This is a genomic window from Brevundimonas sp. S1H14 (assembly GCF_047716865.1).
GTDB classification, from domain to species: Bacteria; Pseudomonadota; Alphaproteobacteria; order Caulobacterales; family Caulobacteraceae; genus Brevundimonas; species Brevundimonas naejangsanensis.
Genome location: NZ_CP136679.1, coordinates 2,802,055 through 2,819,336, shown reverse-complemented (window position 1 = coordinate 2,819,336; position 17,282 = coordinate 2,802,055). Strand labels below are relative to the sequence as shown.

Here is a 17,282-nt window from a genome sequence, read left to right as displayed (position 1 = left end):
TTTCAGCGCGGCTCAGGCCCGCTTTTGCGTCGATCAGCCGATGCGCGGGTCCAGTTCGCCGGCGGCGTAGCGCTTGGCCATCTGGGCGGTGGACAGCGGCTGGATCTTGGACGCCATGCCTTCGCAGCCGAACTGTTGGTAGCGCTCCATGCACAGCTTGCGCATGGCTTCCTTGGCGGGCTTCAGATACGCGCGAGGGTCGAACTCGCTCGGCTTTTCAGCCAGCACCTTACGGATGGCGCCGGTCATGGCCATGCGGTTGTCGGTGTCGATGTTGATCTTGCGCACGCCGTGCTTGATGCCGCGCTGGATTTCCTCGACCGGCACGCCCCAGGTCTGAGGCATCTGGCCGCCGTACTGGTTGATGATGTCCTGCAGGTCCTGCGGCACCGACGAGGAGCCGTGCATCACCAGGTGGGTGTTGGGCAGGCGCTTATGGATCTCTTCGATCACGTTCATGGCCAGGACTTCGCCGTCCGGCTGACGCGTGAACTTATAGGCGCCGTGCGAGGTGCCCATGGCGATCGCCAGAGCGTCGACCTTGGTGGCCTTGACGAAATCGACGGCCTGATCCGGGTCCGTCAGCAGGGCCGAGTGGTCCAGCTTGCCCTCAAAGCCATGGCCGTCTTCGGCCTCGCCCATGCCGGTTTCCAGCGAGCCGAGAACGCCCAGTTCGCCCTCGACCGAGACGCCGCACGAGTGGGCCATTTCGGTGACGCGGCGCGTGACGTCGACGTTGTACTCGTACGAGGCGGGGGTCTTGGCGTCTTCTTCCAGCGAGCCGTCCATCATCACCGAGGTGAAGCCGTACTGGATGGCGGTGGCGCAGGTGGCCGGGCCGTTGCCGTGGTCCTGGTGCATACAGACCGGGATGTGCGGATACAGTTCGACCAGGGCGTCGATCAGGCGGGCCAGGACGACATCGTTGGCGTAGGAGCGGGCGCCGCGCGAGGCCTGGATGATGACCGGGGCGTTGACGGCGTCGGCGGCCTCCATGATGGCCAGGCCCTGCTCCATGTTGTTGATGTTGTAGGCGGGCAGGCCGTAGTCGTGCTCCGCCGCGTGGTCGAGCAGTTGTCGCAGCGTAATGCGCGCCATGGGTAGTCTCCTGAACCGATAGTGATTTTGCCTGAGGTCTTAGCCGGTCGGGTGCGGGAAGTCACGCCGACGTGACACGGCTTCAGCGTGGTGGACTTTGGACGCGCAGGCCTTAAGTGCTCCGGCGCCTGCGAGGCGTCTGATCAAGGAACGGCGATGAGCCAGAACGACGATGCGCTGGATGAAGACGGCGGTGGTTTCGATGTCGACGACTGGTCGCGGCTGACGCCTTTCGCCGGAGCTGTGGCGACGCTGGACGATGTTCAGGCGGGCAAGGCCGTCTTCGCTCTCGGCGACACCGAAGAGGCGCGCGTCATCGATATGGAGCTGCCTCAGCCCGTCATCTGGTGGGAGGAGGACGGCGAGCAGGCGGCCGTGATCGTGCAGGCCGAGGCCCATGTCGGGCCCGACGGCGAACTGATGGAAGTGCTGGGCCTGATCCTGCCCGACGGCGGCGGGGCGGTGGCCCTGCTGGACGATGTCGATCTGGTGGACGACACCGATCCGACGTGGCGCGATCTGGTCGCGCGCGCTGTCGACATGGACGGCGAAGACTAAGTTTCGAGCGTCAGGGGCGAGAGCTGCGGGCAGCCCTCGCCTTGACGGTTTTAAGCGGCGCGCAGGGCCTCGACGCCCGGCAGCACCTTGCCTTCCATCCACTCCAGGAAGGCGCCGCCCGCGGTGGAGACGAAGGTCATGTCGTCGGCCGTGCCCGCGTGGTTCAGGGCCGCGACCGTGTCGCCGCCGCCGGCCACGGCGACCAGCTTGCCGGCCTTGGCCAGTTCAGCGGCGTGTTTGGCGGCCTCGACCGTGGCCTTGTCGAAGGGCGGCACCTCGAACACGCCCAGCGGGCCGTTCCAGATCAGGGTCTTGGACAGGTCCATGGCGCGGTTCAGGCGGGCGACGGTTTCCGGCCCGGCGTCCAGGATCAGGTCATCGGCGGCGATGCGGTCCAGAGCGCGCACGCCCGACTCGATGCCCGGCTTCACGCCCTTGGCCACCACCACATCGACCGGCAGCAGCAGCTCGCAGCCTTGGCGACGGGCTTCCTCGATGATCTCGCGGGCGGTGTCGGCCAGATCCTTTTCGCACAGCGAGCCGCCGACATCGACGCCCTGGGCGAACAGGAAGGTGTTGGCCATGCCGCCGCCGATGGCCAGATAGTCCAGCTTGGCGACCAGGTTCTTCAGCAGGTCCAGCTTGGTCGAAACCTTGGCGCCGCCGACGATGCCGATGACCGGCTTCTGCGGCTTGCCGAGCGCTGCATCCAGCGCCTCAAGCTCGCGCGCCATGGCGCAACCGGCATAGGCGGGCAGCAGGCGGGCCAGACCTTCGGTCGAGGCGTGGGCGCGGTGCGCGGCCGAGAAGGCGTCATTGACGTAGAGGTCGCCGAGCTCCGCCAGCTGTTGGGCGAAGGCCGGGTCGTTCTTTTCCTCGCCCTTGTGGAAGCGGACGTTCTCCAGCAGCAGCACGCCGCCGGCGTCCAGATCGGCCACGGCGGCCTTGGCGTCATCGCCCACGCAGTCGTCGGCGAAGCGTACGGGGCCGTGCAGCAGCATCTCCAGCGGCTCGACCACAGGCTTCAGGCTCATCGACGGCACGCGCTCGCCCTTGGGACGGTCGAAGTGGGCCAGCAGGACGACCTTGGTGCCGGCTTCGCGCAGGCGGTGGATGGTCGGCAAGGCGGCCTTCAGACGGGTGTCGTCGGTGACTTTCCCGTCCTCCATCGGCACGTTGAAGTCCACGCGGACCAGGGCGGTCTGGCCGGACAGGTCAGCGGCGTCGTCGAGGGTGCGGAAGGTCATGGCTTGAAGGGGCCCTTGTTGGGAGAGAGGCAGATCAGTGAAGCAGCACTGTCAGCGCGTAAAGTAGCGGCCAGAGGATGGGCCCCAAGGTCAGGGACGCGGCGCTGCCAACAATCAATATCCAGTAGGCTCTGCCGCGATGGTGGCTCGCGCACCAGATGACGCCAGCCAGCCAAAGAATGAAAGCAAGAGCCAGAATGGGCGGCGAAAAAATCTCGCCGCCCATCATGAGTAGAAATCCAAGGAGCGTGCCTGCTGCCCAAAGCGCAACAGTGCACGTCCACTTGATCATCAGAGGAACTTCGCCATCACCAGGGCAGTGTCGGCCATGCGGGTCGCGAAGCCCCACTCGTTGTCGTACCAGGTCAGGACGCGGGCCAGCTTGCCGTCGACGACCTGCGTCTGGGGCAGGGCGGCGGTCGAGGAGGCGGCGACGTGGTTCAGGTCGATCGAGACCAGCGGGTCGGTGGTCGTGGCCAGGACGCCGCTCATTGGGCCGTTTGCGGCGGCCAGCAGGGCGGCGTTGATTTCCTCAACCGTGACTTCGCGACCGGCGACGACCTTCAGGTCCACGACCGAGACGTTCGGGGTCGGGACGCGGATCGACGAGCCGTCCAGCTTGCCCTTCAGTTCCGGCAGGACCAGGCCCAGGGCCTTGGCGGCGCCGGTCGAGGTCGGGATCATCGACAGGGCGGCGGCGCGCCCGCGGTACAGGTCCTTGTGCATCGTATCCAGCGTCGGCTGGTCGCCGGTGTAGGCGTGGATGGTGGTCATATAGCCGCGCTCGATGCCGAACAGGTCGTGCAGCACCTTGGCCACTGGGGCCAGGGCGTTGGTCGTGCACGAGCCGTTGGACACGACGATGTCGTCGGCCGTCAGGGTCTCATGGTTGACCTTGAAGACGATGGTCTTGTCGGCGCCGTCGGCCGGGGCCGAGACCAGCACGCGCTTGGCGCCCGCCTTCAGGTGGGCCGAGGCCTTGTCCTTCGACGTGAAGATGCCCGTGCATTCCAGGGCGATGTCCACCTTCAGCTCGGCGTGCGGCAGGTTGGCCGGGTCGCGCTCGGCCGTGACCTTGATCTTGCCCGTGCCGACGTCGATCCAGTCCTCGCCGGTCGTGACCGTGCCGGGGAAGCGGCCGTGCACCGAGTCATAGCGGAACAGGTGGGCGTTGGTCTCGACCGGACCCAGGTCGTTGATCGCCACGACCTCGATGTCCTTGCGGCCGTGCTCGACGATCGAGCGAAGGACGAGGCGGCCGATGCGGCCGAAGCCGTTGATGGCGACGCGAACGGTCATGGGGAGCAGTCTCCTGAACAAGGGGCGATTATGATGGGCGCCTTAGTGGGACGGAGAGCGCCCGGTTGCAACCCCGTCGCCGTAACAAGGTATGATCGGGTGTAACCGTCCGGATACGGTCAGCCTGCCTCAGCAGCAGCGGAAGCCGCCGCCTTCGCCGAACCGCCGCGCTTCATGCAGGCGGAAGAAGGCGGTGCGGTCCAGCGGCGCCTGATCCGGGTGGGTCGCCTTCGCATGGGCGACATAGGCCTCATAGTCCGGCTGGCCGATCATCAGCCCGGCGGTGCGGCGGGCGTCCTTGCCCCACCGCACCAGCGTATCCCGGCAGGCGCAGAACAGGTCCGCGCCGCCGGTGGCCGAGGATGACGACGACCTAAGCACGGGCGATGTCCATGGCTTCGTCGGCCAGGGTCAGCTCGTGCTCCGCGGGCGTCTCGACCACGGTGGGTTGTTCTGACTGCAGCGCCTTGAGGCAGGCGCCGACGCCATAGACCACGACCGTCAGCACCACGAACAGGAAGCCCGCCGTCAGCGCCGAGTTGACGTAGTCGTTGACGATGACGCGGTGCATGTCGCCGATGGTCTTGGCCGGGGCCAGGATGTCGCCGGCGGTCATGGCGTCCTGATATTTCCGCGCGTGGGCCAGGAAGCCGATCTTCACATCGGGATGGAACAGCTTCTGCAGCCCCGCCGTGACGGTGCAGATCAGCAGCCAGACCGCCGGAACCGCCGTGGCCCAGGCGAACCTCTGCCGTTTCATCTTGAACAGGACGACCGTGCCCAGGATCAGGGCGACCGCCGCCAGCATCTGGTTGGCGATGCCGAACAGAGGCCATAGGCTGTTGATCCCGCCCAGAGGATCGACCACGCCGGTATAGAGGAAATAGCCCCACAGCCCGACCGTCAGGGCCGTGGCCACGACGTTGCCGGTCCAGGACTGGGTCTGGCGCATCTTCGGCACGGCCATGCCCAGCAGGTCCTGGATCATGAAGCGGCAGACGCGCGTGCCGGCGTCGACGGTGGTCAGGATGAACAGGGCCTCGAACAGGATGGCGAAGTGATACCAGAAGGCCATCATCGCCTTGCCGCCGATGACGCCCGACAGGATGTGAGCCATGCCGACGGCCAGGGTCGGCGCCCCGCCCGCGCGCGACAGGATGGAGTGCTCGCCCACGTCCCTGGCCAGTTGTTCCAGTTCGGCCGGAGTGATGTGGAAGCCCCACTGGGCCACGGCGGCGGCGGCCGATGCGGCGTTATCGCCGATGACGGCGACCGGGCTGTTCATGGCGAAATAGACGGCCGGGTCCAGCACGGTGGCGGCGATCAGCGCCATGATCGCCACGAAGCTTTCGCACAGCATGGCGCCATAGCCGATCAGCGGGATTTGGTTCTCGTTCTCCAGCAACTTGGGCGTGGTGCCGGACGAGATCAGGGCGTGGAAGCCCGACACGGCCCCGCAGGCGATGGTGATGAACAGGAAGGGGAACAGGGCGCCCGAGAAGACCGGCCCGGTTCCGTCGATGAAGGGGGTGATGGCGGGCATCTGGATGTGCGGTCGCACGATCAGTATGCCGACGGCCAGGGCGACGATGGCGCCGATCTTCAGGAAGGTGGACAGGTAGTCGCGCGGCGCCAGCAGCAGCCACACCGGAATGACCGAGGCGATGAAGCCATAGGCCATCATGGCCAGAGCCAGAGTGGTGCCCGACAGGGTGAAGGCCGGCCCCCAGAACGGATCAGCCGCAATATGGCCGCCGCCGATGATGGCCAGGACTAACAGAACGACCCCGATGACCGACACCTCGCCCACGCGTCCGGGCCGCAGATAGCGCGTGTACAGCCCCATGAAGATGGCGATGGGAATGGTGGCGGCGACGGTGAAGGTGCCCCACGGGCTCTCGGCCAGCGCCTTGACCACCACCAGCGCCAGCACCGCCAGGATGATGACCATGATCATCAGCACCCCGACCTGGGCGATGACGCCAGGGATCGGACCCATTTCGGTGCGGACCATGTCGCCCAGCGAGCGACCGTCGCGGCGGGTCGACATGAACAGGACGATCATGTCCTGCACCGCCCCCGCCAGCACCGCGCCGACCAGAATCCACAGGACGCCGGGCAGATAGCCCATCTGCGCCGCCAGCACAGGCCCGACCAGAGGGCCTGCGCCCGCGATGGCCGCGAAATGGTGGCCGAACAGGACGTTGCGGGGCGTCGGCACATAGTCGAGGCCGTCGTTGTGTCTGACGGCGGGCGTGGGCCTGCGCGCGTTCAGCCCCAGCACCTTCCCGGCCAGATAGCGGGCGTAGAAGCGGTAGGCGATGGCGTAGACGCACAGCGCCGCAACCACGATCCACACGGCGCTGATGCTCTCGCCCTGATGCAGGGCGATGACGCCGAGGGCTACGGCCCCCAATATGGCGATGGCGCCGAAAATCAGCGCCGTCCTGAACTTGCCCATGGCGAAAGGTCCCTCCGTGGCCGGCTGCCTGCGGCCTTCCGCCTTTTTTGGACCTTAATCGCGCCTGGCGCCAATCGACAAAAGTCGAAGAAGCTTGGCCGCGCGCGAGCGTGGCTAGTGTCTCAACCCTCTGCCGGTGGGAGGGGAGAAGGATCAGGGCTTAATCACTCGCACCTTGCCCGCCGCCTCGGTCGCGCGCTGGCGCGCCTCGTCCGTGTCTGCGCCGCGGGCCAGAGCCACGCCCATGCGGCGGCGCTCGAAGGCCTCGGGCTTGCCAAACAGGCGCAGGTCAGCGGTCGGGACCGATAGGGCCTCGGCTACGCCTTCGAACATCACGCCCTCGGCTTCCATCCCGCCGTAGATGACGGCGCTGGCGCCTGGCTCGCGCAGGGTCACGTCGACCGGCAGGCCCAGAATCGCGCGGGCGTGCAGGGCGAACTCGCTCATGGTCTGGGTGGCCAGCGTCACCAGCCCCGTGTCGTGCGGGCGGGGCGAAACCTCCGAGAACCAGACCTCGTCGCCCTTCACGAACAGTTCGACGCCGAAGACGCCGAGCCCGCCCAGAGCGTCGGTGACTTTGGCCGCAATGGCCTGCGCCGCCTTTAGCGCGGCGGGGCCCATAGCCTGCGGCTGCCAGCTTTCGACATAGTCGCCCTTCTGCTGGCGGTGGCCGATGGGGGCGCAGAAATCGGTGCGGACCGCGCTGTCGCGCAACGACCGCACCGTCAGCAGGGTGATCTCATAGTCGAAGTCGATCCTGCCCTCGACGATGACGACGCCGCCCGCGACCCGGCCCGAGGCTTCGGCATAGGCCCAGGCGTCGGCGACGCCCTCGGGGCCTTCGACATAGGACTGGCCCTTGCCCGAGGACGACATGACCGGCTTGACGAAGCAGGGGAAGCCCACGGCCTCGGCGCCCGCCGCCAGTTCCTCGGCCGAGGCGGCGAAGGCGTAGGGGCTGGTCGGCAGGCCCAGTTCTTCGGCGGCCAGACGGCGGATGCCCTCGCGGTTCATGGTCAGCTGCGTCGCCCGCGCAGTGGGAATGACGCGCGCCATGCCCGCCTCCTCGATCCCGGCCAGCACGTCGGTGGCGATGGCCTCGATCTCGGGCACGATGATGTGCGGCGCCTCGGCCAGGATGACGCCGTTCAGCACCTGGGCGTCGGTCATGGGGATGACGTGGCTGCGGTGCGCCACCTGCATGGCCGGGGCGTTGGGATAGCGGTCGACCGCGATCACCTCGGCGCCGAGGCGTTGCAGTTCGATCGCCACCTCCTTGCCCAGTTCGCCCGAGCCCAGAAGCATGACGCGCGTGGCGTGGTCGGTGAGGGGGGTGCCGATCTTCATGGCGTCAGGCTCCGATAATTCGCTCAGCTTCCGGGCGTGGCCGGAACGGCATAGAGGCGGCGAAAGGCGTCCAGCGCCGCGCCGTGATAGATGGTGGCGTGGCTTTCGGCGGGGCGCGGGGTGAAGTCCCATTTGACGCCGGGCAGGGCGTGATCACGCAGGTTGGCGGTCAGCACGTCCATCGGCGCCTGCATCATTTCGCCCTCGTCGCCGAGCGTCAGGATCAGGGTGGGCGGGTCGTTGGAGTGATCGCGCAGATGGGCGCCCGACTGCCGGGCCAGCCTGCCGCCGTCCCACCACAGGCTGGGGCTGACGGCGACATAGGCGTCGAACATCTGCGGCTCTTTCAGGAAGGTCTCGACCACGAACAGACCCGCGAGAGACTCGCCCATCAGCGCCGTCTCGCCGCTAGTTCGGAACCGGCCAGTGATGAAGGGCTGGACCTCTTCGCCGATGAAGCGGCGGAAGCGGTCGGAATGCCCCTGCGTCGGATAGCGGGCGATCAGTTCGGCGTCTTCGGTCGGCAGGGCCAGTTCGTTGCGACGGTCCACCGAGGCGATACCGACGACGATCACATCGCGCGTCGTGCCGACGATGGTACCCAGTTGGGCGATGCCCGAGATGTGGTGGAAGTCCTGATCCTGACCGCCGTCCAGCACATAGAAAACCGGATAGGTCTGGCCGCTGCGTTCATAGCCGGGCGGCAGCCAGACGTTGATCTCGCGTGTCTGGTCCATGACGGCCGAGGGCAGGGCGTAGGATCGGCCGATGACGATGGGCGTCTCGGCGACGGCGGGCGCGTCCTCGACCGTTGCGGCGAGGGCGGTTGCGCCGCCCGCCATCGACAAGCCGAGGCTCATTGCGAGGGCGAGACGGCGCATGAGGCTTACAGCCGCGCCTTGGCGGCTTCGACCACGGCCTCGGCGGTGATGCCGAACTCGCGGTAGAGGATTTCGGCCGGGGCCGAGGCGCCGAAGCCGGTCATGCCGACGAAGCCGCCGTCCTCGCCGATGAAGCGTTCCCAGCCCTGCTTGACGGCGGCCTCGACGGCGACGCGGACGGTGCCGCGGCCGATGACGGCGTCCTGATAGGCCTTGGGCTGCTGCTCGAACAGGGCGAAGCAGGGGACTGAGACCACGCGGGTCGGCACGCCTTCGGCCTCCAGCGTCTCGGCGGCCATCAGGGCCAGCGCAACTTCGGTGCCGGTGCCGAACAGGGTGACTTTCGCCTCGCCGTTGGCGGCCTTCAGCTCATAGGCGCCCTTCCTGGAGAGATTTTCGCCCGCGTCGGTCACGCGCACGGCCGGGGTCTTCTGGCGCGACAGGCACAGGGCGGTCGGCGTGGTCTTGTGCTGCAGGGCGACCTGCCAGCACTCCAGCGCCTCGACCGTGTCCGCCGGGCGCATGGTCAGCAGGTTCGGAATGGCGCGCAGGGCCGCCAGATGCTCGACCGGCTGGTGCGTCGGGCCGTCTTCGCCCAGGCCGATGCTGTCATGCGTCAGGACGTGGATCGCGCGCACGCCCATCAGGGCGCCCAGACGGATCGCCGGACGGCTGTAGTCCGCGAACGCCATGAAGGTGCCGCCGTAGGGGATAACCCCGCCGTGCAGCGCCAGACCGTTCATCGCGGCGGCCATGCCGAACTCGCGGATGCCGTAGTTCAGGTAGCGCCCGGCATAGTCCGGCGCGTCCATGATCTGAGTGTTCTTGACGAAGGTGTTGTTCGAGCCGGTCAGGTCGGCCGAGCCGCCGACCATTTCGGGGATGGCGGCGAACACCGTCTCCAGCGCCTCGCCCGAGGACTGGCGCGTGGCCATCGCGGGCTGATCGGCGACCAGCTGCTTCAGCTTGGCGTCCAGCGCCTCGAAGGCGCCGGTGGGCAGGTCGCCGGCCATGGCGCGGGTGAAGTCGTCGCGGTGGTCGTGGTTCAGCAGACGGGCTTCCCACGCCTTGCGGGCCTTGCCGCCCTGCTTGCCGACCTTGGCCCAGGCGGCCTTGACGCCTTCGGGCAGTTCAAACGGCTCGAACGGCCAGTTCAGCGCCTGACGGGTAGCGGCGATCTCGATGGCGCCCAGCGCCGCGCCGTGGGTCTTGTGGCTGCCTTCCAGGGTGGCGGCGCCCTTGCCGATCTTGGTCTTGCAGGCGATCAGCGTCGGCTTGTCCTGCTTGGTCGCCCAAGCCAGGGCCTTCTGGATCTGCTTGTGGTCGTGGCCGTCGATGGCCTTGACCGCCCAGCCCGAGGCCTTGAAGCGCGCCAACTGGTCGGTGGCGTCGGACAGCGACAGCTTGCCGTCGATGGTGATCTCATTGTCGTCCCACAGGACGCACAGCTTGTTCAGCTTCAGGCGGCCCGCCAGCGCAATCGCTTCCTGCGACACGCCTTCCATCAGGCAGCCGTCGCCGGCGATGACCCAGGTGCGGTGGTCGACCAGATCCTTGCCGAAGCGCGCGGCCAGATGCCGCTCCGCCAGGGCGAAGCCGACCGAGGTGGCCAGACCCTGACCCAGCGGGCCGGTGGTCGTCTCGATCCCGGCCATGTGGCCGTATTCCGGGTGACCGGCGGTCTTGAAGCCCCACTGGCGGAAGTTTTCCAGCTGTTCCCGCGTCGCGTCCTTGTAGCCCGTCAGGTGCAGCAGGCTGTAGATCAGCATCGAGCCGTGGCCGGCCGACAGGATGAAGCGGTCGCGGTCGGCCCAGTCGGGACGGCTGGCGTCGAACTTCATGAACTTCGAGTAAAGCACGGTGGCGACGTCGGCCATGCCCATCGGCATGCCGGGGTGGCCGCTCTTGGCTTTTTCAACCGCATCCATGGACAGCACCCGGATGGCGTCGGCCATCTGCTTGGGCGAAGGCTTGACGAATGCAGCTTGGGCGTCGGTCACGGCGAGACCTTTCCTCAGGAACAGGATAAAGCGGGGGCGGCGCCGCTTTACCCCGGCGCGCCGGCAGGTTCTACACGGAATCTGGAAGAAAGGACCCCCATGGACGCCGTTACGGCTGCAAAGGCCCGGATTGATCGAGCGCTGGCCGATCTGGAGCGCAAGGTGCTGGAGCTGAAGGCGAGGCCCGCCTCGGCGCCGCCCATCCCTGACGACGACCTGTTTGCGCCGCGTCCCTCGAACGCGGCCGACCTGGCGCGCATCGCCGAGCTTGAAGATGTCGGTCAGGAAACAGCCCAGGCGCTGGCCCGCGCGGCCGACGCCGTGCGCGAGGTGCTGGCGCAACAAGAGGAGGCGAACTGATGGCGACGGTGACGGTAGAGGTCCACGGCCGCCCCTATGCTGTGGGCTGCGCCGACGGTCAGGAAGCCCGAGTGCGCGACCTGGCGGCCCAGTTCAACGAACGGGTGCAGGGCGTGGCCGATCAGGTCGGACAGGTCGGCGACGTGCGCCTGTTCCTGATGGCGGCTCTGATGCTGGCCGACGAGCTTCAGGAGGCCAAACGTCAGGCGGCGGTCCAGAACTCTGGCCGCGCCAAGGCGGCTGCGGCCGCCGTGACGCCGGCCCCGGTCAGCGAAGGCGTGGCCGAGGCTCTGAACGCCGTGGCCGCAAGGATCGAGAAGATCACACAGACGATATAGGCGCGGTTTCTCCCTCTCCTTCATGGGGAGGGTGGTCGCGCACCGACCGGGTGGGGAGAGGCCTGATGATCAGGAGCTGGCGCTTGAATGGTCATGCCGCCCTCACCCGACCTCGGCCTAACGGCCTCAGCCACCCTCCCCATAAAGGGGAGGGAGAGGGATGTTCGCCATTGTTGAAAACCGCTCGAACGCCTATCTTGTGCGCTGGCGGGTCCTGCTGCGGCTCACGTCGAAGACAACATATCCTTCTGACCTTAATTCACTCATAGGGATCTGTCCCTGTCCGGGCTCGAGGGCCTGGGCATACGGAGCCCACCTGGCTACCCAGGTCGAGAGGATTTAAACGTTCTTCACGGCTCACGCGGCGCCGCCAACCTCTTCTTTTTTAGTGCGCTACGCTCGGCCCGCGGGGCCTCGCTGCTTGAGCGTGTTTTGTGCGCTAACGCTCGCCGCGCGGCGGCTTGCTGCTTGAGCGCGCTTCCCGATTTTCCCTCTGCTCCGTCATCCTCGGGCTTGACCCGAGGATCGGGTTGGGCGACGCGCTCTGCCTGTCGGCGTTCAGCGCGCCGTTGGGCTGGATCCTCGGGTCAAGCCCGAGGATGACGGCAGAAACGAGCGTCCCATGACCCCCAAGCAAGAACTGCGCGCGGCCATGCGCGCCCTGCGCAAGCGTTTGGCCGGAGCGGATCCCGAGGCCGCCGAGCGCGCCGCGGGCCATGCCGACGCCCTTCCTCCCGGCGAGATCGTCGCCCTGTATCGCGCCATGGGGTCGGAGCTGGATACGGACGCCCTCGCAAACGTCCTGCATCAGTCGGGTCGCCGCCTGTGCCTGCCGGTGGTGCTGGAGCGCGACGCGGCCATGATATTTCGCGCCTGGGCGCCGGGCGAGCCCCTGGAGCTGGACGCGGCCGGATGTCCGGCGCCTCTGCCGCTCGCTGACGCCGTGACGCCGGACCTGATCCTGACGCCTCTGCTGGCTTTCGACGCCCTCGGCGGACGGTTGGGGCAGGGGGGCGGCTACTACGATCGGACCTTCGCAGTTCTGCCTGATGCCCAGCGCATCGGCTTCGCCTATGCCGGACAGCAGGTCGAGCAGCTTGATCTGGAGCCGCACGATATCCGCCTGCATGGCGTTTTGACCGAGACCGGCTATAGAGCGGTCCCATGAGATTGGCGTTTTTCGGTGACGTGGTCGGCAAGTCCGGGCGCGATGGACTTTCGGACCACCTGCCGGGGCTGAGGCGCGACCTCAAGCTCGACTTCGTGGTGGTCAATGCGGAGAACGCGGCGGGCGGTTTCGGCATCACCGAGAACACCGCCAACGACATCTTCAACGCCGGGGCCGATGTCCTGACGCTGGGCAACCACAGCTGGGATCAGCGCGAGGCCCTGACCTATATCGTGCGCGAGCCGCGCCTGATCCGTCCGGCCAACTATCCGCGCCTGATGGACGCGCCGGGGCGCGGCGCCGACGTCTTCGTCACGCCGGACGGCCGCCGGGTGCTGGTCATCAATGTGCTGGGCCGCGTCCACATGGACCCGATGGACGACCCGTTCAGCGCCGTCGAGTGCGAGCTTGAGGCTGCGCCTCTGGGCGTCGTCGCCGACGCCGTCATCGTCGACATGCACGCCGAGGCGACCAGCGAGAAGATGGGCATGGGCCACTTCTGCGACGGCCGCGCCAGCCTTGTAGTCGGCACCCACACTCACGTCCCGACCGCCGACGCGCAGATCCTGCCCGGCGGCACGGCCTATCAGACCGACGCGGGCGGCTGTTGCGACTATGACTCCGTCATCGGCAACGACAAGGAAGAGCCGCTGCGCCGTTTCACCACCCGGCTGTCGGGCGGGCGCTACACCCCCGCCAGCGGCCCGGCCACCATCTGCGGCGTCTTCGTCGAGACCGACGATCGCACCGGCCTGGCCAAACGGGTCGAGCCGATCCGCGTCGGCGGCCGCCTCAGCCAGGCGATTCCTCAGGCCTGACGGTTACGAGCGCTTGGCCTGAATCAGGCGCCCGCGCAGGCTGTGCAACTGGGCGGCGCGATGTTCGGGGGTGTGGGTCGCGCTCACATAGGCTTGCGCCGCGAGAGCCAGACTGAGGCGACGCGCGGGATCGGCGATCAGATCGTCGATCGCACGGTTCAGGCCGCTGGGCGCCAGATCATCGACATAGACGGCGTGCGGGCCGCTGGCCTCGCGCAGGCCGCCGCGTCCCGATGAGATCAGCGCCGCGCCCGCCGCATGGGCCTCCAGCGCGACCAGGCCCAGAGGCTCGGCCCAGACCGAGGGCGTCAGGGCGATGGCCGCCCGCTGCATCTCGGCGCGCACCTGCGCCAGCGGCGCCGACTTCAGCACCCGGACGCGCTCGCCGAACCGCTCCAGCGGCGCAATGTGAGGCGCGGCCCAGGCGGCGTGTTTGTCCCAGTCGTTCAGCATCAGCACGGCGCGCCAGCCGGGATGGCGCTCCAGCACGGCGGGCAGGGCGGCGCAGATCAGGTCCACGCCCTTTTCCGGCATGGCGCGACCGGCGAAGGCGATCACCGGCTCGCGCTGGTCTGTCGGGCCGCGCCACAGGTCCACGTCGATCGGGTTGGGCACGGCGAAGGCCTTGGCCTCCAGCCGGGGGAAGTCCTTCAGGAAATCCAGCCGCGCCGCCTCGCTGACGAAGATCAGGCCGTCCATCCGGTCATAGCGCCGCTCATAGCGCCATCGGTCGATGACATGGCGCGGCGGTTTCACTGCATTGTGGCGATACAGGGTAATGGCCGCGTCCGGGAAATGCGGGGCCAGGGCGACGGCCTGCTGCGTCTGTTGATGAAACTCGATGACGTCGGGGCGGTAGACGGCCAACGCTTGCCGCAGCGCCTTCAGCCTGTTCGCGGCAGGCAGGGTCTGCACCGGCAGATCGCCGTGATCCTGGGCGCCTTCGCAGCAGAAGATGCGGACCTCGCCGCTGTCGGCCTGCGCCAGGGTGCGCGCCACCGTCTCCATCGAGTTCGGCTGGTGCAGGTCGAAGCGCGCGCCGACAGGCATGACGACGGCGGTTCTCATGCCTGTGCGTTTCCGGTCAGTCGGGGGTTCAGTTGGGCGTTCTGGCGGCGGCGCGGGCTTCCAGCGTGCGCAGACTGGCTTCTTCGGCCTTCAGGTCTTCGGTCAGTTGGGCCTTCAACGTCGGATCGGCGATGGCGGTCAGCGCGACGCGCGTTTCCTGCACCGCCTGACGGCGAGCGGCGATCAGGCGCGACAGCTCGTCCGGCTCATGCAGGGCCGGGCCGGAGGCGGTCGGGCGACGGATCGTCTGAGCCTCTTCTTCTTCGGTGGTCTTCAGCGCGGCGGCCTGCCGGGCGGCGGCCGCATCGCGCAGGGCGTGCTGGACGGGATCGCCGCCCTCGAACTCGCAGGCCGACAGCAGGGCGGCGCCCGCGACGACGAGGATGAGGGCGGCGCTACGCATCAGCCTTCGATCCAGTTCGGCATCCAGCCTTCATGGAACTCCCGCACATGGGCGACTGGGATGCGGAAAAGCTCGCCCTTCGGACCCGAAGAGGCGAAGTCCGTTCCCTTGACCTGACCGACGAGCGAGGCGTGCAGCCCGGCTTCCTGGGCCTTGGCGATCAGGGCGTCGGCGTCCGACACGGCGACCAGATAGCGGGCCTGATCCTCGCCGAACAGAAAGGCGTGAGCGTGGGCGGCGCTGGAGGCGTTCAGCTCAATGCCGACGTCCGAGGCCAGGGCAATGTCCGCCGCCGCACCGACCAGACCGCCGTCCGACAGGTCGTGAACGACGGTCAGTTCGCCCGCCTCGATCAGGCCGCGCACGAAATCGCCGGTCTTGCGTTCCAGCTTCAGATCGACCGGCGGCGGGGCGCCGTCCTCGCGGCCCAGCACCTCGCGCAGATAGATGGAGGCGCCCAGTTCGCCGTGCGTCTGGCCGATCAGCACCAGTTGGTCGCCCTCGGCCGCGCCGCCGAAGCCGGTGGTCACGTCGTAGTTGGTCAGCAGGCCCACGGCGCCGACGGTCGGCGTCGGCGGAATGGCGACGCCGTTGGTCTCGTTATACAGGCTGACGTTGCCGCTCACGACCGGGAAGTCCAGCTCGCGGCAGGCCTCGGCCATGCCGTCGGTGGCGCGCACGATCTGGCCCATGATCTCGGGGCGCTGCGGGTTGCCGAAGTTCAGGTTGTCGGTGATGGCGATGGGACGCGAGCCCACGGCGGTCAGGTTACGCCATGCCTCGGCCACGGCCTGCTTGCCGCCTTCATAGGGGTCGGCCTGGACATAGCGGGGGGTGCAGTCGCTGGTGACGGCCAGACCCTTTTCCGTGCCGTGGACGCGGATCACGCCCGCGTCGGCGCCGGTCGAGGAGTCCTGAAGCGTGTCGGCCATGACGTGACGATCGTACTGCTCCCAGATCCAGCGCTTGGACGCCATGTCGGGGCAGGCGACGACCTTCAGCACGGCGTCGTTCCAGCTCTCGGGGGCCGGAACTTCAGATGGATCGAGACGCGGTTGCAGCTCGGGCTGGACCCACGGACGGTCATACAGCGGCGCGTCGTCGAACAGCGGGGCCAGCGGCACGTCACAGACGACCTCGCCGTGATGCTTCAGCACCAGGTGGCCGGTGTCGGTGGTCTTGCCGATGACGGCGAAGTCCAGACCCCACTTCTGGAAGATGCGATAGCCGACGTCTTCGAAGCCCGGCTTCAGGACCGCGAGCATCCGCTCCTGCGATTCCGACAGCATCATCTCATAGGCGGTCATGCCGGTTTCGCGCTGCGGCACCTTGTCGAGGTCCAGCTCGACGCCGACGCCGCCCTTGCCCGCCATTTCCACTGAGGAAGAGGTCAGGCCCGCCGCGCCCATGTCCTGAATGGCGGCCACGGCGCCCGAGGCCATCAGCTCCAGCGTGGCTTCGATCAGCAGCTTCTCGGCGAAGGGGTCGCCGACCTGAACCGTGGGGCGCTTGGCGTCCGACTCGTCGTCGAACTCGGCCGAGGACATGGTGGCGCCGTGGATGCCGTCGCGGCCGGTCTTGGAGCCGAAATAGACCACGTCGTGGCCCGCTTCCGGCGCGGCCGAATAGTAGATCTCGTCAGCGCGAGCCAGGCCCACGCACATGGCGTTGACCAGGATGTTGCCGTTGTAGCCCTTGTGGAAGTTGGTCTCGCCCGCGACCGTCGGCACGCCGACGCAGTTGCCGTAACCGCCGATGCCCGAGACCACGCCCTTGACCAGATGCTTCGACTTTTCATGCGACGGATCGCCGAAGCGCAGGGCGTTCAGCAGGGCCACCGGGCGCGCGCCCATGGTGAAGACGTCGCGCATGATGCCGCCCACGCCCGTCGCCGCGCCCTGATAGGGCTCGATGTAGGAGGGGTGGTTGTGGCTCTCCATCTTGAAGATGCAGGCGTCGCCATCGTCGATGTCGATCACGCCGGCGTTCTCGCCCGGCCCGCAGATGACGCGCGGTCCCGTGACCGGGAACTTCATCAGCTGGTTCTTGGACGACTTGTAGGAGCAGTGCTCGGACCACATGACCGAGAACACGCCCAACTCGACCTGGTTGGGCTCGCGGCCCAGCCGGTCCAGCAGGACCTGATATTCATTGGGGGCGAGGCCGTACTCTTCGGCCAGTTGGGCGATGGTTTTCTGGGGCGCGCTCATGGGCGGGCCTTCTAGCCCTCTCCGAG

General features: G+C 67.7%; 17 protein-coding genes and 1 other RNA gene. 6 read left to right on the top strand and 12 right to left on the bottom strand.

All coding sequences use genetic code 11. The features are described from left to right. Positions 1–33: 33 nt before the first annotated feature. A complete protein-coding gene (gene fba, locus RSD66_RS13660; protein ID WP_024354667.1) occupies positions 34–1,098 on the bottom strand; it encodes a class II fructose-bisphosphate aldolase in 1,065 nt (354 codons plus the stop codon). Positions 1,099–1,254: 156 nt separating this feature from the next. On the opposite strand from fba, the gene RSD66_RS13655 reads away from it, so the two are divergent. Then, entirely contained in the window at positions 1,255–1,656 is a 402-nt protein-coding gene (locus RSD66_RS13655) for a hypothetical protein (RefSeq protein WP_119413448.1), read from the top strand. A gap of 50 nt (positions 1,657–1,706) precedes the next feature. Here RSD66_RS13655 and RSD66_RS13650 read toward each other — a convergent pair whose 3' ends face one another. From RSD66_RS13650 to tkt, 8 genes are all read right to left on the bottom strand, one after another. Next, a complete protein-coding gene (locus RSD66_RS13650; RefSeq protein ID WP_415288275.1) occupies positions 1,707–2,903 on the bottom strand; it encodes a phosphoglycerate kinase in 1,197 nt (398 codons plus the stop codon). 34 nt (positions 2,904–2,937) lie between these two features. Continuing rightward, complete coding sequence (locus RSD66_RS13645; RefSeq protein ID WP_024354670.1) at positions 2,938–3,195, bottom strand: hypothetical protein; 258 nt, start codon at positions 3,193–3,195, stop codon at positions 2,938–2,940. After that, positions 3,195–4,202, bottom strand: coding sequence for a type I glyceraldehyde-3-phosphate dehydrogenase (gap, locus tag RSD66_RS13640; RefSeq protein ID WP_291778008.1), 1,008 nt, complete (start codon positions 4,200–4,202; stop codon positions 3,195–3,197). Before gap ends, RSD66_RS13645 begins: the two co-directional genes overlap by 1 nt. A gap of 129 nt (positions 4,203–4,331) precedes the next feature. Next, a complete protein-coding gene (locus tag RSD66_RS13635) occupies positions 4,332–4,583 on the bottom strand; it encodes a YbdD/YjiX family protein (RefSeq protein ID WP_346524782.1) in 252 nt (83 codons plus the stop codon). Further along, the gene (locus tag RSD66_RS13630) at positions 4,576–6,663 is read right to left on the bottom strand and encodes a carbon starvation CstA family protein (protein ID WP_415288272.1); all 2,088 of its coding nucleotides are present in this window, start codon (positions 6,661–6,663) and stop codon (positions 4,576–4,578) included. The genes RSD66_RS13635 and RSD66_RS13630 overlap by 8 nt, the downstream gene beginning before the upstream one ends. Before the next feature lie 153 nt (positions 6,664–6,816). Next, the gene (gene purT / locus RSD66_RS13625; RefSeq protein WP_415288270.1) at positions 6,817–8,010 is read right to left on the bottom strand and encodes a formate-dependent phosphoribosylglycinamide formyltransferase; all 1,194 of its coding nucleotides are present in this window, start codon (positions 8,008–8,010) and stop codon (positions 6,817–6,819) included. Between the two features lie 23 nt (positions 8,011–8,033). Further along, entirely contained in the window at positions 8,034–8,891 is an 858-nt protein-coding gene (locus RSD66_RS13620) for an alpha/beta hydrolase (protein WP_415288269.1), read from the bottom strand. Positions 8,892–8,896: 5 nt separating this feature from the next. Further along, a complete protein-coding gene (tkt, locus tag RSD66_RS13615; RefSeq protein WP_415289599.1) occupies positions 8,897–10,846 on the bottom strand; it encodes a transketolase in 1,950 nt (649 codons plus the stop codon). 144 nt (positions 10,847–10,990) lie between these two features. On the opposite strand from tkt, the gene RSD66_RS13610 reads away from it, so the two are divergent. From RSD66_RS13610 to RSD66_RS13590, 5 genes are all read left to right on the top strand, one after another. Next, entirely contained in the window at positions 10,991–11,251 is a 261-nt protein-coding gene (locus RSD66_RS13610; RefSeq protein WP_024354677.1) for a hypothetical protein, read from the top strand. Continuing rightward, positions 11,251–11,589, top strand: coding sequence for a cell division protein ZapA (locus tag RSD66_RS13605; RefSeq protein ID WP_119413454.1), 339 nt, complete (start codon positions 11,251–11,253; stop codon positions 11,587–11,589). Before RSD66_RS13610 ends, RSD66_RS13605 begins: the two co-directional genes overlap by 1 nt. 211 nt (positions 11,590–11,800) lie before the next feature. After that, positions 11,801–11,961: non-coding RNA, 6S RNA (ssrS, locus tag RSD66_RS13600), on the top strand. 250 nt (positions 11,962–12,211) lie between these two features. Next, entirely contained in the window at positions 12,212–12,757 is a 546-nt protein-coding gene (locus RSD66_RS13595; protein WP_415288267.1) for a 5-formyltetrahydrofolate cyclo-ligase, read from the top strand. Continuing rightward, on the top strand, positions 12,754–13,575 hold the full coding sequence (locus RSD66_RS13590; RefSeq protein WP_415288265.1) for a TIGR00282 family metallophosphoesterase: 822 nt from the start codon (positions 12,754–12,756) through the stop codon (positions 13,573–13,575). Before RSD66_RS13595 ends, RSD66_RS13590 begins: the two co-directional genes overlap by 4 nt. A 3-nt stretch (positions 13,576–13,578) precedes the next feature. On the opposite strand, the gene RSD66_RS13585 is transcribed toward RSD66_RS13590, so the two are convergent. The 3 genes from RSD66_RS13585 to purL are packed head-to-tail and all read right to left on the bottom strand — an operon-like array spanning position 13,579 to position 17,256. Continuing rightward, the gene (locus RSD66_RS13585; RefSeq protein WP_415288263.1) at positions 13,579–14,643 is read right to left on the bottom strand and encodes a glycosyltransferase family 4 protein; all 1,065 of its coding nucleotides are present in this window, start codon (positions 14,641–14,643) and stop codon (positions 13,579–13,581) included. A gap of 28 nt (positions 14,644–14,671) precedes the next feature. Continuing rightward, positions 14,672–15,046, bottom strand: a complete 375-nt coding sequence (locus tag RSD66_RS13580; protein ID WP_415288262.1) for an indole-3-glycerol-phosphate synthase — start codon at positions 15,044–15,046, stop codon at positions 14,672–14,674. Continuing rightward, positions 15,046–17,256 carry a phosphoribosylformylglycinamidine synthase subunit PurL gene (purL, locus tag RSD66_RS13575; RefSeq protein WP_415288260.1) on the bottom strand — a complete coding sequence of 737 codons (2,211 nt, stop codon included), beginning with the start codon at positions 17,254–17,256 and terminating at the stop codon, positions 15,046–15,048. Before purL ends, RSD66_RS13580 begins: the two co-directional genes overlap by 1 nt. Positions 17,257–17,282: the final 26 nt, after the last annotated feature.